This is a genomic window from Pseudomonas sp. GW821-FHT09C08 (genome assembly GCF_059418125.1).
Genome location: NZ_JBWKPG010000002.1, coordinates 389,629 through 404,123, shown reverse-complemented (window position 1 = coordinate 404,123; position 14,495 = coordinate 389,629). Strand labels below are relative to the sequence as shown.

The following is a 14,495-nucleotide window of genomic DNA, read 5'->3' as shown; positions in this document are numbered from 1 at the left end:
ATGCTGCAATTCGAAAACGTTTCCACTTTCTACGGCAAGATCCAGGCCCTGCACAGCGTCAACGTGGAAGTGCGCCAAGGGGAAATCGTCACGCTGATCGGCGCCAACGGCGCCGGCAAATCGACCTTGCTGATGACCCTGTGCGGTTCGCCGCAGGCCCACAGCGGCAGCATCCGCTACATGGGTGAAGAGCTGGTGGGCCAGCAGTCGTCGCAGATCATGCGCAAGAGCATTGCGGTCGTGCCGGAAGGCCGCCGTGTGTTCTCGCGCCTGACCGTCGAGGAGAACCTGGCCATGGGCGGGTTCTTCACCGACAAGGGCGATTACCAGGAGCAGATGGACAAGGTGCTGCACCTGTTTCCACGGCTCAAGGAACGCTTCAGCCAGCGCGGCGGCACCATGTCCGGCGGCGAGCAGCAAATGCTCGCCATCGGCCGTGCGCTGATGAGCAAACCCAAGCTGCTGCTGCTCGACGAGCCTTCCCTGGGCCTGGCGCCGATCATCATCCAGCAGATCTTCGACATCATCGAACAGCTGCGCAAGGACGGTGTGACGGTGTTCCTGGTGGAGCAGAACGCCAACCAGGCGCTGAAGATCGCCGACCGTGCCTACGTGCTGGAGAACGGCCGGGTGGTGATGCAAGGTACCGGCGAGCAGCTGCTCACCGATCCAAAGGTGCGTGAGGCGTACCTGGGTGGTTAAGAGAAGGTTGCGGTAGCAACCGGATCAAAAATGTGGGAGCGGGCTTGCCCGCGAATACGCTGGATCAGCCAAGTATCTAATGGCTGACACAGCGCATTCGTGGACAAGCCCGCTCCCACATTTGCTTTGTGGGGTGCCTGAATGTTGCCAAGCCTGAAATTATTTTTGCTGGGTTTGTAACGAATTTCCCCCCAACATCTCTAGTGGTACAAGCAGGCACTCAAGCCCGCCAACTCAACCCACTGCTGGAGATTCAACATGACCACCACTACCCGCTCGCTGTCCGCCGCTACCCTCGTCCTGGCCCTGGGTTCTGCCTTGAGCCTGTCCGCCCTGAGCACCACTGCCCACGCCGCCGACGACATGCAGAAATGCTTCGGTGTCGCCGAAGCCGGCAAGAACGATTGCGCCGCAGGCGCTGGCACATCCTGCGCCGGCACCTCGAAAGTCAAAGACCAGGCCAACGCCTGGAAACTGGTACCGGCCGGCACCTGCGCCAAAACCCCAAGCTCCACCTCGCCGACCGGTTTCGGCCAGGAAGCTGCCTTCACCGCCAAGTCCTGAAACCCTGGTCAGCCTGAGTACTGATGATGACGCTTTCATCCCTGCAAACGCCCTCGCCGGCTCAGGCGCCCGGCCTCCCCTGTCGGGCCGGGCTGGGGCTGAAGACCGAGCACTTCGCGCACGTGCTCGAGACTTCGCCCGACCTCGGTTTTTTTGAAGTACACGCCGAAAACTACATGGTGGCCGGCGGCCCGTTTCATCACTACCTGGGGTTGATCCGCGCGCAGTACCCGCTGTCGCTGCACGGCGTGGGCCTGTCCATCGGCGGTGAAAGCCCGCTCAACCGGGACCACCTGGCACGCTTGGCGGCCCTGATCGAACGCTATCAACCCCACTCATTTTCCGAACATCTGGCCTGGTCGAGCCACGGCCCGGTGTTTCTCAACGACCTGCTGCCGCTGGCCTACGATGCCGCCACCCTGAACCGGGTGTGTGCGCACGTCGACCAGGTCCAGGACACGCTCAAGCGGCCGATGCTGCTGGAGAACCCGTCGACGTACCTGCAGTTCGAGCGTTCCACCCTGGACGAGACCGACTTCATCAGCGAGGTCATCCGGCGCACCGGCTGTGGCCTGCTGCTCGACGTGAACAACGTCTACGTGTCGTGCATCAACCATCAACGTGACCCGCAGGCCTATCTCGACGCCCTGCCGCTGCACGCGGTGGGTGAGATTCATCTGGCCGGCTTTGCCGAAGACACTGACAGCCTGGGCGACCGCCTGCTGATTGATGACCACGGCGCGCCCATCGAAAACGCCGTGTGGCAGTTGTACGAACAGGTACTGGCACGCATCGGCCCGGTGGCGACGCTGATCGAGCGAGACAACCAGGTACCGGCCTTCAGCGTGCTCCTGGCCGAAGCCGAGCACGCCGAACGGCACTTGTCGCAGGTACGCCCATGAGCCTTCACGACGCATTTGCCAAGGCCCTGCTGGCGCCCGACCAGGCTTGCCCCGACGGACTCTTCAGCAGCAATGGCGCCGACCCGGCCAGCCGCTTTGCGGTGTATCGCAACAATGTACACAGCGCGTTGATCAACGCCTTGGCGACAACCTACCCGGTGACCTTGCAACTGGTGGGAGATGAGTTCTTTCGCGCCATGGCCGGGCTCTACGTGCAAGCGTCGCCCCCTGCCAGCCCGCTGATCAGTGAATACGGCAGCACGCTGGCCGAGTTCATCCACGCGTTCGAACCCGCCGCCAGCGTGCCGTACCTCGCTGACGTGGCACGCCTTGAGCGTCTGCGCGTGTGCGCCTATCACGCTGCGGATACGCCTGCGCTGGAGCAGCCGGCCATTCTCCATGCGCTGCAAGGCCAGACAGACCTGGGGCAACTGCGCCTGCAATTGCACCCGTCCCTCGCCACCCTGAATTCCGCCTATGCGGTGGTGGCAGTGTGGGCCGCGCACCAGACCGAGGACGCCATGGCCACCCTGAACCCCTGGCACGCCCAAGGCGCGCTGGTGCTGCGCCAGGGCCTGGCGGTCAAGGTGTTCGCCATCGACAGCGGCTCAGTCGCCTTTATCGACAGCCTCAAGCACGGCGCAGCGCTGGAAATGGCCGTGACCCACGCCCTCGAAGCCTCGGCCGAATTCGACCTGCACCACTGCCTGACCCTGCTGATCAGCCACGACGTCATCACTCACTTGCACCTGGAACCGAAGGTATCGCCATGAACACATCCCCATCGTGCCTGGTGAAGCGGGCCATCGCGCTTTTCGAAAAAATCCCCTACAGCCTGATCGCCTTTCTCGCACGCTTCTCGATTGCCGCGGTGTTCTGGAAGTCCGGGCAGACCAAGGTCGAAGGCTTTGCGATTGACCTGGTCAGCGGCACCTTCCAGCTAGGCGCACCGAAACTGGCGGCCTCGACCTTGCCGCTGTTTCGCAGCGAATACCACGTGCCGCTGCTGTCACCGGAAGTGGCGGCGCACCTGGCAGCGTTTGCCGAGCATTTTTTCCCGGTGTTGATCCTGGTCGGGTTCGCCACGCGCTTCTCGGCCCTGGCCCTGATCGGCATGACCCTGGTGATTCAGCTGTTTGTATACCCCGATGCGTACCCGACCCACGGCACCTGGATTGCCTTGTTGCTGCTATTGGTCGCCAAGGGACCGGGTTGCCTGTCCATCGATCACCTGATCGCGCGCCGTTACCGTTAAAGCCGGTCCAGGGCCTCGCCGCTGCGCTTGAACCAGTCCACCAGGTAGTCGGCCAGTACCTGGGTGCGGCGCGGCAGCCCGCCCTGGTAAGGATGGACCAGGTACATCGGCAGGCTCCGCGTCTGATAATCGCGCAGCAGCCAGCGTAACCGGCCGTCAGCCAGTTCCGCCGGCAAGACGTAAGACGGCAGGCGAGCGATGCCGGCCCCCACCAGGGCGGCCTTTTTCAGCAGGTTGTAGTGGTTGGAGGCGAAGGTGCCACTGACCCGCACCCGCAGCAATTCGTGTTGCTGGTGGTACAACCATTCCTCCCGCCCGCTGTAGTGGCTGTTGAGCAGGCAGCGGTGTGCGGCCAGGTCTGCCGGGGTCTGGGGTTCACCATATTGCTCGAGGTAAGCCGGGCTGGCACACGTCATCTCGTGCCAGGCCAGCAACGGCTTGGCCACCAGGCGCTCGTGTTCAATCGCCCCAGACCGCACCCCCAGGTCAAAGCCGTCCCGCGCCAGGTCCCGGTAGCTGTTATTGAGCTCCAGCTCGATCTGCACCTGCGGGTATTGCTTGGAAAACTCCAGCAACAAGCCATCGAAGAAGGTTTCGCCCAGCGACACCGGCACCGTCATGCGCACCGGCCCGGACAGGTCGTCCTTGAGCCGCGCCAACGCCTGGCGGGCGCGATCCACTTGCACCACCAGCGCCTGGGCCTGGGGTAACAAGGCCGCACCGGCAGCGGTCAGGCTGAGCTTGCGCGTGGTGCGGTGCAGCAGCACCACGGCGTACTGCGCCTCCAACTGGCTGATGCGCTTGGACAATTGCCCCTTGCTGCAGCCCAACTGCTCGGCCGCCACGGTAAAACTGCCCGCCTCGATCAGTACGGCAAAGGCCGCCAGGTCATCCATCTCGCTCATGGATTGTTTCCATTTGAAAACCAAAGGTTGCCTATTAGCGCGTTTATCCAGCAGAAAAGCCACACTAGACTGAACCTTCACTTACCCCTGGAGGAACAGCACCATGAAAATCCTTTTAATTGGCGCCAGCGGCACCGTCGGCTCTGCGGTCAAGGCAGAACTGGCCCAGCGTCACGACGTGATCAGCATCGGTCGCAGCAGCGGCGACTTCCAGGTGGACATCAGCGACAGCGCCTCGATCCGCCGGCTGTTCGAACAAACCGGCAAGTTCGATGCACTGGTCTGCGCGGCAGGCAGCGTGAACTTCGTGCCGCTGGGTGACATGCACGACAGCGACTTCGAACTCGGCCTGCGGGACAAGCTGATGGGCCAGGTCAACCTGCTGCTGATCGGGCGTGAGTACGCCAACGATGGCGCCTCGTTCACCTTCACCAGCGGCATTCTGAACCGCGACCCGATCCGTACCGGTGCCTCGGCGGCACTGGTCAACGGCGCGCTGGATGCGTTCGTCAAAGCCGCTGCAATCGAATTGCCACGTGGCCTGCGCATCAACTCCGTCAGCCCGACTGTGCTGCTGGAAGCCATGGACAGCTACGCACCGTACTTCCGTGGCTACAAGCCGGCGACCGGCGCCGACGTGGCGTTGGCCTACGCCAAAAGCGTGGAAGGCTTGCAGACCGGTCAGACCTACATCGTCGGTTGAGACGCGACAGCCTCACGGGAGAATTGAGACATCCATTCATTCACCAGCGCGCGCGGGGCAAACATCACGAACTCCCCGCCCAGCTGGCCTTGAACCCTGGACGTATTCAGCCGGTAGCCGTCCACATAGAGTGTCAGGTACCGCTGATACGTCAGCAGCGTAATGGACTGGGTCCTCGCCCTGGCCTCTGGACTCAACGTGACACTGACTTCAACGCGAGACGGGTCGGGGTCTTCAGGTCTTTTCAGCGTCACCGAGATCTTCGTGAAGTCGGTGGCCGACCAGTAGACGAGCCGGGCGGGCTCGTCTGCACAGGCCGCACTCGCCCAGAGCAGGAGAACGCACAGGCTCCATTTGATGTTCATGGCAATCTCCGACCCAAAGATCTCGACTTTCTCACGACGTATCTGCCCTAACTATAGGAAACATCCCCCTTTGCACCGCCTGATTTCCCAACGCGTGGAGAACAGGTATTCAAACTGTGTCCCGTACTTGTGATGCAGCGCCAGCCTGCGTAACGTGGCGGCACTTGTCTGGAGACCCGATATGCGCGCCGCCCGTACCCTCGCCCTGTTTGCCTTGCTCCCCCTGTTCGCCGCCTGCCAGATGTTCGAAAGCGAGCCGGCCAAGCCGTCTCTCGCCGGAATGACCCGCATGCAGGGTGAACTCACCGCAGTGGGTGGCAAGCTGCTGTTCCAGCCGTGCAACGATAAACGCAACTACGTGGTCAACGACACCGGCGGCACCAGCATCCTGCAGGAGGCCGCCTCCCTGGCCGGCCAGCAGGGCGCGTTGTTTGCCGACCTGCGCGGCAAGTTTTCCGGGGTCGCCAGCGGCACCCAGGGTTCGGTAGACCTGCAACAGCTCTACCGTGTGGAACGCTCGACCTCGGCCTGCGACGACCCGGACTTCAAGCGCATGATCCTGCGGGCCAACGGCCACAAACCGGCCTGGGCGATGAATGTCACGGCAAAGGGCATGGTGCTGGAACGCGAAGGCCAGCCACCACTGGCGGTGCCATACGTCGAAGAGCAAATGGGCGACGGCCGTTTCAACCTGATGACCGAAGCCAATAACCAGCACATCGAACTGTGGGTGGCCCCGCAGCGTTGCATCGACAGCGTCAGTGGCAGCTTGCAACACATGACTGCCGAGTTACGCGTCAACGGCCAGGTACAGCGTGGTTGCGCGTCGTTCGGCGGCTCGCGGGACGACTGATTCGGCCCTGCGCTGTTTTAACATGTCGGAAAACCGCCATTGGGGCTTATAATCGCCGGTTTGCAAAACAGCCGGCCTCTCTGCCCGCCGCCTACCGGATCCCGTCATGTTACGAATCACCGAACTCAAGCTGCCCATCGACCATCCCGAAGAAGACCTGCGGCCTGCCATCGTGCAGCGCCTGGGCATCGCCAGTGATGACCTGCTCGATTTCACCCTGTTCAAGCGCAGCTACGACGCCCGCAAGAAGTCGTCGGAGCTGTGCTTCATCTACACCATCGACCTGAACGTGAAAGGCGAAGCCGCGCTGCTGCTCAAGTTCGCCGACGACCGCAACGTCAACCCCGCGCCGGACGTGAGCTACAAAGTCGTCGGCCAGGCGCCGGAAGGCCTGGTCGAGCGCCCAATCGTGGTCGGTTTCGGCCCGTGCGGGATCTTCGCCGGGCTGTTGCTCGCGCAGATGGGCTTCAAGCCGATCATCCTCGAACGCGGCAAGGAAGTGCGCCAGCGCACCAAGGACACCTGGGGCCTGTGGCGTAAAAGCGTGCTCAACCCCGAGTCCAATGTGCAATTCGGCGAGGGCGGCGCCGGGACCTTTTCCGACGGCAAGCTCTACAGCCAGATCAAGGACCCGAAATTCCACGGTCGCAAAGTCCTGCACGAGTTCGTCAAGGCCGGCGCGCCGGAAGAAATCCTCTACGTCAGCAAGCCGCACATCGGTACATTCCGCCTGACCGGCGTGGTGGAAAACATGCGCGAACAGATCATCGCCCTCGGAGGTGAAGTGCGCTTCGAGCAGCGGGTCACCGACGTGCTGATCGAGGACGGCCAGCTGAACGGCGTGGTCATCGACGGTGGCGAGCAGATCCTTTCCAGGCACGTGATCCTGGCCTTGGGCCATAGCGCCCGCGACACCTTCCGCATGCTGCATGGCCGTGGCGTGTACATGGAAGCCAAGCCGTTCTCGGTGGGGTTCCGTATCGAACACCCGCAGTCGCTGATCGATGCCGCGCGCCTGGGCAAATACGCCGGGCACCCGAAACTCGGTGCCGCCGACTACAAACTGGTGCACCACGCCAAGAACGGGCGCTCGGTCTACAGCTTCTGCATGTGCCCGGGCGGCACCGTGGTGGCAGCAACCTCCGAGCCGAACCGCGTGGTCACCAACGGCATGAGCCAGTACTCGCGTAACGAGCGCAACGCCAACTCCGGCATCGTGGTCGGCATCACCCCTGAGGTGGACTACCCCGGGGGCCCGTTGGCCGGTATCGAGCTGCAGGAACGCCTGGAATCTCACGCCTACATCCTCGGCGGCAGCAACTACGAAGCACCGGCGCAACTGGTAGGTGATTTCATTGCCGGCAAGCCGTCTACCGCCCTTGGCAGTGTGGAACCGTCCTACAAACCGGGCGTGGCCCTCGGTGACCTGGCCCTGGCCTTGCCGGACTTTGCCATCGAGGCGATCCGCGATGCGCTGCCGGCGTTCGAGAAGCAGATCAAGGGTTACTCGCTGCACGATGCGGTGTTGACGGGTATCGAGACTCGCACCTCGTCGCCGCTGCGGATTACCCGTGATGAATCGATGCAGAGCCTGAACGTGAAAGGCCTGTTCCCGGCGGGTGAAGGCGCAGGCTATGCCGGCGGGATTCTATCGGCCGGTGTTGACGGGATTCGGATTGCCGAGGCATTGGCGCGGGATATGTTGGGCCTCGAAGCCTGACACATTCCCCTGTAGGAGCCCGGCTTGTCGATTCGGCGCAGCGCCTCTAATCGGCAAGCCGGGCTCCTGCAAGGTTAAATGTTGGCGCGCAGGATGCTGTCCGGCAACGGCTCGCCGCGCTCCACGCTGGCCGCCACGGCCGCGACCAAATCGTCCAGGGCATAGCCCTGCCCCGTCAGCCACGCCTGATCGTAATAGGTGGTTGCATACCGCTCGCCGCCATCGCACAAAATTGCCACGATCGACCCCGACTCCCCCGCAGCCTTCATCTGCTGCGCCGCCACCAGCGCGCCAATCAGGTTGGTCCCGCTGGAACCCCCGACCCGCCGCCCCAAGCGCTCGGCCAGGTAATGCATGGCCGCCAGTGACAGCGCATCCGGGACCTTGACCATCGCATCAATGACCTTGGGCAAAAACGACGCCTCGACGCGTGGCCGGCCAATGCCTTCGATGCGCGAACCGCAGTCCAGGCGCAGGCTGGCGTCGCCACTCTGGTAGAAATCGAAAAACACCGAGCGCTCGGCATCCGCACACAACACGCGGGTGCAGTGCTGGCGGTAGCGCACATACCGTCCGAGGGTGGCGGTGGTGCCGCCAGTGCCAGGGCTGGAGATCAACCAGCTTGGCTCAGGATGCTGCTCGAAGCGCATCTGCTGGAAAATCGACTCGGCGATGTTGTTATTCGCGCGCCAATCGGTGGCGCGTTCGGCGTAAGTGAACTGGTCCATGAAGTGCCCGCCGCTTTCCTGCGCCAGGCGCTCGGATTCGGCGTAGATCTGCGTCGGATCCTGGACCAGATGGCTCTTGCCGCCATAGAAGGCAATCTGCGCGATCTTTTCCTGGGAGGTGGTGGCCGGCATCACCGCAATGAACGGCAAGCCGAGCAGGCGCGCGAAGTAGGCCTCGGAGATCGCCGTCGAACCGCTGGACGCCTCGATCACCGGCGCGCCGGGCTTGAGCCAGCCATTGCACAGTGCGTACAGGAACAGCGAACGCGCGAGGCGATGTTTCAGGCTGCCGGTGGGGTGGCTGGACTCATCCTTGAAGTACAACTCGATACCCGGCAAGCCTGGCAGCGGCAAGGGAATCAGGTGCGTGTCGGCGCTGCGCTGGAAGTCTGCTTCAATGATACGAATGGCTTCGCGGGCCCAAGGACGGTGGTCGCTCATGGCGGGGTTCTCTAAGGGTTTCAGCCCTAACTTTAGGGGTTTTCCTACACTGCACACAGATACAGTGAAGACTCAATTGGACACACAATTGCTAGGCTCAGGCGCAATGCCGCTCGAGTCCGTCCCTTATAACAAATAAGAATATAACTTTTGTTTTAACAACTAACGGTACGGGTTAGGGTACCCACCTATTGAACCTCATTGGAGAGCATCCCTTGCCTCTGCGTAGCACTTTCACGCGTTTCTTCCAGCTGGAAGCCGCCAGCGGTCTGTTATTGATCGCCGCTGCGGCCCTGGCCCTGATTATCAACAATTCGCCCTTGTCACACCTGTACGCGGCGTTTCTCGACGTGCCGGTGGTGGCGCAGATCGGCGCGCTGAAAATCGCCAAGCCAGCCCTGCTGTGGATCAACGATGGCCTGATGGCCTTGTTCTTCCTGCTGATCGGCCTGGAGGTCAAGCGCGAGCTGCTTGATGGTCACCTGTCCAAGCCATCGCAAGTGGTACTGCCCGGTGCAGCCGCCATCGGCGGCATGGTCGTGCCAGCGCTGATCTACTGGGCGATCAACAAGGACTACCCCGCCGCACTCTCCGGCTGGGCGATTCCGATGGCCACCGACATCGCCTTCGCCCTGGGCGTCCTGGCGCTGCTGGGCAAACGCGTGCCAGTGTCGTTGAAGCTGTTCCTGATGACCCTGGCGATCATCGATGACCTGGGCGCGATCATTGTCATTGCCGTGTTCTACTCTGCCGACCTGTCGGGTGCCGCCCTGGCAGGTGCGGGCGCCTGCCTGATCGCCCTGATCGCGATGAACCGCCTGGGCGTGATCAAGCTCGGGCCGTACCTGATCATTGGCCTGATCCTGTGGGTCTGCGTTCTCAAGAGCGGTGTACATGCGACCCTGGCCGGCGTGACCCTGGCGTTCTGCATCCCGATGCGCACCAAGAACGCCGAAGCCTCGCCACTGATGACCCTGGAACACGCCCTGCACCCCTGGGTGGCCTACGGCATCCTGCCGCTGTTCGCCTTCGCCAATGCGGGTGTTTCGCTGACCGGCGTCAGCCTCGAAAGCTTCACCCACCATGTGCCGATGGGCATCGCCGCCGGCCTGTTGATCGGCAAAACCGTCGGGGTGTTCGGCCTCACCTGGCTGGCCATCAAGACCGGCCTCGCCGCCCTGCCCAGCGGCGCGAATTGGGGCCAGGTGTTCGGCGTGGCAATCCTGTGCGGCATCGGCTTCACCATGAGCCTGTTCGTCGGTTCCCTGGCGTTTGTACCGGGGGCCAGCGAGTTCGCCGGCGAGGACCGCATGGGGATTCTGACCGGGTCGATCCTGGCGGCATGCATCGGCTACGCGGTAACGGCGATGGCGAGCCGCAAGAAAGCCTGAGCTGGCTGAACCCTCACCCATGAAAAAACCCCAACCGGTTACCCGGTTGGGGTTTTTCTTTGCCTGCCGATTACCGCTTAGCGGGTAACGCGGCTGGTGCCATCAACGGTCATGATGCGCACGCGGTCGCCGATGCGGAAGATTTCATTCTCCTGCACGGCCTGCACGTAGGCGCGCATGCTGCCATCGTCTTCACGAACGGTGATTTCCACACCTTGGGTGCGGGTCAGGCCTTCTTCGGTAGCCGAGCCCAGCAGGCCACCGGCAACGGCGCCGATCACGGCAGTCACGATGCTGCCACGGCCGCCACCGATGGCGCTGCCGCCTACGCCGCCGATGACTGCGCCAGCAGCGCCGCCGATTGGGGTCTTGGTACCTTCGATTTTCACCGGACGCAGGGATTCGATGGTGCCCATGCGCACGGTCTGCACACGACGTGCTTCGTCACGGGAGTACGAGTCGCCGGTCAGACTCGAGGCGCAGCCACCCAACAGCAACGACAGGGTGGTAAAGCAGGCAACCAGTAAAACGGACTTACGCATAGCATCAACTCCAAAGGACAGGTATTCATTAGACGCTGCGGCTTGGCGCCTGTCACGGCAAGCCCCGCAGAAAATTGCTTTCATTCAGCCTGAGTACAGACAGCCAGTAACAGAAAACTCGACGAACGGTAGCTTGGCCTTTGTGCCAAGAGATGTATCGACTGTTCCATCATTGTAGCCGCGCAGCCGCACGCAACCCAAACCTCCTGGTATAGAGACGTGAGCGCGGCGGACAACATTCAGGCGAAGTGACGAAAGGTGAGGTTCAGGGCGCGAGGCGCTCGCGGACCCAGTCGGCCCCTTGCAGGCGGTAGTTCAGGCGATCGTGCAGGCGGCTCGCGCGGCCTTGCCAGAACTCGATGCGCTCGGGCAGCAGGCGGTAACCGCCCCAATGCTCGGGACAGTCGGGCTGGCTGTCACTGAAGCGCTGCTCGGTGGCCTTGAGCAGGTCCTGCAGTTCTTCGCGATCACGGATGACCTGGCTCTGTGGAGACGCCCAGGCTCCCAGGCGGCTGCCCAAGGGGCGCACCTGGTAGTAAGCGTCCGATTCCTCAGGCGTGACCTTGACCACCCGCCCTTCGATGCGCACCTGGCGCTCGAGGGTCGGCCAGAAAAAGGTCATGGCGGCGAAGGGCCGCGCCGCGAGCTGTTCGCCCTTGGCGCTCTGATAGTTGGTGAAGAAGGTAAAGCCCTGCGCATCCAGGCCCTTGAGCAACAGGATGCGGCAATGTGGGCGACCGTCCTGGTCAACCGTGGCCAACGTCATGGCATTGGCCTCCACCGGCGGTTGCTCGGTTTTCACCGCATCGCCAAACCACTGGTGGAACAACGCAAACGGTTCGCTCGGGGCCTGGGCCTCGCTCAAACCGTCCCGTGTGTAGTCACGGCGCATATCGGCCAGTGCCTGGGTCATGCAGCTTTATCCTTCTGGTTCAACGGATCAGTTTTTCGCCTGGTCGTTCGCGGCCGGAGTGGCGGCCTTGGCCTTGGCTGGCGCCGGCTTCTTGGCAGCGGGCTTGGCCGGGGCCTTTTTGGCGGCGGGCTTGGCAGCGGCTTTCTTGGCGACAGGCGCTTTTTTCGCCGCAGCCTTGGCGGCCGGAGCCGGTGCTGGAACATCCTGCACGGCAACCATCTCAGCCACAGGCGGCGTTTTGCCCGACTGGTATTTGCTCAGCAAGGCCAACATCGTTGTACGCTGAGTGAACATGATTTCCATGCGACGGTTCAGCGCACGCCCCTGGGTGCTGTCGTTGGCGGCACGCGGCATAAGGTCGCCCATGCCACGCAGCATCAGGCGGTCCTGCTTGAGGCCACTGAGGCTGAAGATCGAGGCGATCGATTGCGCACGTTCCTTGGTCAACGCCTGGCTGGCCGGAGCAGTGCCGGTGGCATCCACATGGCCGAGTACCAGTACGGCGGTTTTCGGATCCGCTTCAACTGCCTTGGCGACGCGCGTGAACGGGCCCAGGGTGACCGGCAGCAACATGGCAGGGCGCTTAGGGTTGTAGGAGCCGTCTACCGGGGCGATCACCACCAGTACATTGTCACGACGCTCCAGTTGCAGGTTGCTGTCCTTGATGGCGGCGCGCAGGCGTGGCTCATAGTCGTCCAACCAGGCCTGGGTGATTTTCGGGTCAGGCATCGGCACGTTGGTCACGTCGACCTTGGCCAATGGCTTGGGTTTGCTTTCGAACGGCCACCACCAGTGGGTCTCGGTGTCGGTCTTGGCAACGGTCGGTGCAGGTTCCGCAGCCTTAAGATCGGCTTTCAGGTCAGCCTTGGCATCAGCGGCTTTCTCGTCGGCGCTCTTGGAAGAGAACGGCCACCAGCTGGAACCGGTGTCAGCCTTGGCGACCGGCGCAGGCGCAGCGGCTGGTGCCGGGGCAGCAGCGGCGGCTACCGGTGCGGCAGGCTTGGCGCCGGCAGCAGGCTTGGCATCCGGCTTGGCGTCGGTTTGGGCGACTGCATCCTTGGTAGCGGCTTTATCCGATCCAAATGACCACCAATGCCCGCCTTCGGCATCATTTTGTGGAGTTTGTGCGCAACCGGTAATGGTGAGGCAAAGCGCCAGTGCCAAGGACTTGTTCGATAACATGAGATATCCACAAAATGAGAAAAGAAACGGGGGTCTGGATGACCCGTTAAACAGACGCTTACAGAACATTAAAGTTACAACATTTCGTTCAGCGTCTTTCTTATAGTTGCCTTTGTAACAAAAAAACGTGAAACAGCAAGGGGTTTACAGACAACCGGCCAATATTCCGACCAACTTCTGTGCCCGTGGGTCCATTAGTACGTAAGGCCCCAGTGTATTAGTCACGAAACCGAACGCTACATCATGTTCCGGATCGGCAAAACCCACCGAACCACCGGCGCCAGGATGCCCGAAAGCACGCGGGCCAAGGCCGAAGGTGGCATTGGGCAGCTGCGGTTGATCCAACATACAACCCAGGCCAAAACGGGTTTGTGTCAATAATGTTTTATCCGGCCCGATACTGTGTTCGCGGGTCAATTGTTCGAGCATGTCGGCTTCGAGCAAACTACCGTCCAACAAACCGCTATAGAAACCCGCCAGGCTGCGTGCATTACCGTGGCCATTTGCCGCCGGCTGCTGCATGCGTCGCCATTCAGGTTTATTAGTACTGGTCAGAATAGACGGTGGGTTGGCAAATGCCCGCGTAGTCATGGCGGTCGGTTCCCGCATCATTACTTGCAATAAGCGTTGTGCGGCTTCATCACCCATATTGCCTTTGCTGCGCGCTATATGGGCGACGCGATAAAACTCTTCATCGGCCAGGCCGACATGAAAGTCCAGTCCCAGCGGCCTTGCCACCCGGGCCACGATGGACTCACCTGGCCCACGCCCGTCGGCGCGGCGCAGCAGTTCACCCACCAGCCAACCATAGGTGATCGCCTCGTAGCCATGGCCTTGGCCTGGGGTCCACCACGGCGCTTCGGCCGCCAGGGTGTCGACCATCAGTTGCCAGTCGTACAGGGCTTCGGTGGGCAGCATCTCGCGGATCGCCGGCAAGCCCGCCTGGTGGCAGAGCAGTTGGCGCAGGGTGATGGCTTCCTTGCCAGCAGCGGCAAATTCCGGCCAGTAGTTGGCGACGGGCGCATCCAGTTGCAGCTTGCCTTCGGCGACCAATTGCAGGGCCGTGACGGCGGTGAAGGTCTTGGTGCAGGAGAACAGGTTGACGATGGTGTCGCTGTGCCAGGCCTCGGTTCCATCCTTGTCGGCGGTACCGGCCCACAGGTCGACGACGGTTTCGCCGCCGATCTGGATGCACAGCCCGGCACCACGCTCCTGCGGGTCATCGAACAAGGCGGCGAACGCTTCACGTACCGCTTCAAACTGGAGTTCGTAATGACCCTGAATCTGCACCTGAGCGCCCTCGAAAAACACCGTTAAAAGTGGCCGACA

At 62.2% G+C, this 14,495-nt stretch carries 16 protein-coding genes; 9 read left to right on the top strand and 7 right to left on the bottom strand.

Features of this window, described 5'->3' with window-relative positions; genetic code table 11:
• The 5 genes from AC07OJ_RS08470 to AC07OJ_RS08450 all read left to right on the top strand — a co-directional run bounded on the left by AC07OJ_RS08470 (position 1) and on the right by AC07OJ_RS08450 (position 3,423).
• Positions 1-702 (top strand): ABC transporter ATP-binding protein, encoded by a 702-nt coding sequence (locus AC07OJ_RS08470; RefSeq protein WP_010212366.1) that lies wholly within the window; start codon positions 1-3, stop codon positions 700-702.
• A gap of 258 nt (positions 703-960) precedes the next feature.
• Complete coding sequence (locus AC07OJ_RS08465) at positions 961-1,266, top strand: BufA1 family periplasmic bufferin-type metallophore (RefSeq protein WP_065902955.1); 306 nt, start codon at positions 961-963, stop codon at positions 1,264-1,266.
• 23 nt (positions 1,267-1,289) lie between these two features.
• Positions 1,290-2,168, top strand: coding sequence for an MNIO family bufferin maturase (gene bufB, locus AC07OJ_RS08460; RefSeq protein WP_495094377.1), 879 nt, complete (start codon positions 1,290-1,292; stop codon positions 2,166-2,168).
• Positions 2,165-2,941, top strand: coding sequence for an HvfC/BufC family peptide modification chaperone (locus AC07OJ_RS08455; RefSeq protein WP_495094376.1), 777 nt, complete (start codon positions 2,165-2,167; stop codon positions 2,939-2,941). The genes bufB and AC07OJ_RS08455 overlap by 4 nt, the downstream gene beginning before the upstream one ends.
• The gene (locus AC07OJ_RS08450) at positions 2,938-3,423 is read left to right on the top strand and encodes a DoxX family protein (protein WP_065902964.1); all 486 of its coding nucleotides are present in this window, start codon (positions 2,938-2,940) and stop codon (positions 3,421-3,423) included. Before AC07OJ_RS08455 ends, AC07OJ_RS08450 begins: the two co-directional genes overlap by 4 nt.
• Here the strand turns inward: AC07OJ_RS08450 and AC07OJ_RS08445 are convergent.
• Positions 3,420-4,328: a LysR family transcriptional regulator gene (locus tag AC07OJ_RS08445; protein ID WP_495094375.1), complete on the bottom strand. Its 909-nt coding sequence runs from the start codon at positions 4,326-4,328 to the stop codon at positions 3,420-3,422. The two genes, AC07OJ_RS08450 and AC07OJ_RS08445, sit on opposite strands and share 4 nt — an antisense overlap.
• Positions 4,329-4,431: 103 nt before the next feature.
• On the opposite strand from AC07OJ_RS08445, the gene AC07OJ_RS08440 reads away from it, so the two are divergent.
• Positions 4,432-5,031: a short chain dehydrogenase gene (locus tag AC07OJ_RS08440; RefSeq protein WP_120447802.1), complete on the top strand. Its 600-nt coding sequence runs from the start codon at positions 4,432-4,434 to the stop codon at positions 5,029-5,031.
• Here the strand turns inward: AC07OJ_RS08440 and AC07OJ_RS08435 are convergent.
• Positions 5,016-5,396 carry a hypothetical protein gene (locus tag AC07OJ_RS08435; protein WP_177343933.1) on the bottom strand — a complete coding sequence of 127 codons (381 nt, stop codon included), beginning with the start codon at positions 5,394-5,396 and terminating at the stop codon, positions 5,016-5,018. The two genes, AC07OJ_RS08440 and AC07OJ_RS08435, sit on opposite strands and share 16 nt — an antisense overlap.
• A 181-nt stretch (positions 5,397-5,577) precedes the next feature.
• On the opposite strand from AC07OJ_RS08435, the gene AC07OJ_RS08430 reads away from it, so the two are divergent.
• Both AC07OJ_RS08430 and AC07OJ_RS08425 read left to right on the top strand, forming a co-directional pair.
• Positions 5,578-6,249 (top strand): COG3650 family protein, encoded by a 672-nt coding sequence (locus AC07OJ_RS08430; protein ID WP_065902972.1) that lies wholly within the window; start codon positions 5,578-5,580, stop codon positions 6,247-6,249.
• Between the two features lie 106 nt (positions 6,250-6,355).
• Positions 6,356-7,969 carry an NAD(P)/FAD-dependent oxidoreductase gene (locus tag AC07OJ_RS08425; protein ID WP_495094374.1) on the top strand — a complete coding sequence of 538 codons (1,614 nt, stop codon included), beginning with the start codon at positions 6,356-6,358 and terminating at the stop codon, positions 7,967-7,969.
• A gap of 74 nt (positions 7,970-8,043) precedes the next feature.
• Here the strand turns inward: AC07OJ_RS08425 and AC07OJ_RS08420 are convergent, their stop codons facing one another.
• Complete coding sequence (locus AC07OJ_RS08420) at positions 8,044-9,138, bottom strand: PLP-dependent cysteine synthase family protein (RefSeq protein ID WP_495094373.1); 1,095 nt, start codon at positions 9,136-9,138, stop codon at positions 8,044-8,046.
• 215 nt (positions 9,139-9,353) lie between these two features.
• On the opposite strand from AC07OJ_RS08420, the gene nhaA reads away from it, so the two are divergent.
• Positions 9,354-10,529, top strand: a complete 1,176-nt coding sequence (gene nhaA, locus AC07OJ_RS08415) for a Na+/H+ antiporter NhaA (RefSeq protein ID WP_065902978.1) — start codon at positions 9,354-9,356, stop codon at positions 10,527-10,529.
• A 77-nt stretch (positions 10,530-10,606) separates the two neighbouring features.
• Here the strand turns inward: nhaA and AC07OJ_RS08410 are convergent, their stop codons facing one another.
• The 4 genes from AC07OJ_RS08410 to AC07OJ_RS08395 form a co-directional block, all read right to left on the bottom strand.
• Complete coding sequence (locus AC07OJ_RS08410) at positions 10,607-11,071, bottom strand: outer membrane lipoprotein (protein WP_003189251.1); 465 nt, start codon at positions 11,069-11,071, stop codon at positions 10,607-10,609.
• Positions 11,072-11,336: 265 nt separating this feature from the next.
• The gene (gene pdxH / locus AC07OJ_RS08405) at positions 11,337-11,984 is read right to left on the bottom strand and encodes a pyridoxamine 5'-phosphate oxidase (protein WP_495094372.1); all 648 of its coding nucleotides are present in this window, start codon (positions 11,982-11,984) and stop codon (positions 11,337-11,339) included.
• Positions 11,985-12,011: 27 nt separating this feature from the next.
• Positions 12,012-13,166, bottom strand: coding sequence for an OmpA family protein (locus AC07OJ_RS08400; RefSeq protein ID WP_065902982.1), 1,155 nt, complete (start codon positions 13,164-13,166; stop codon positions 12,012-12,014).
• Positions 13,167-13,310: 144 nt separating this feature from the next.
• Positions 13,311-14,456 carry a serine hydrolase domain-containing protein gene (locus AC07OJ_RS08395; protein ID WP_065903335.1) on the bottom strand — a complete coding sequence of 382 codons (1,146 nt, stop codon included), beginning with the start codon at positions 14,454-14,456 and terminating at the stop codon, positions 13,311-13,313.
• Positions 14,457-14,495: the final 39 nt, after the last annotated feature.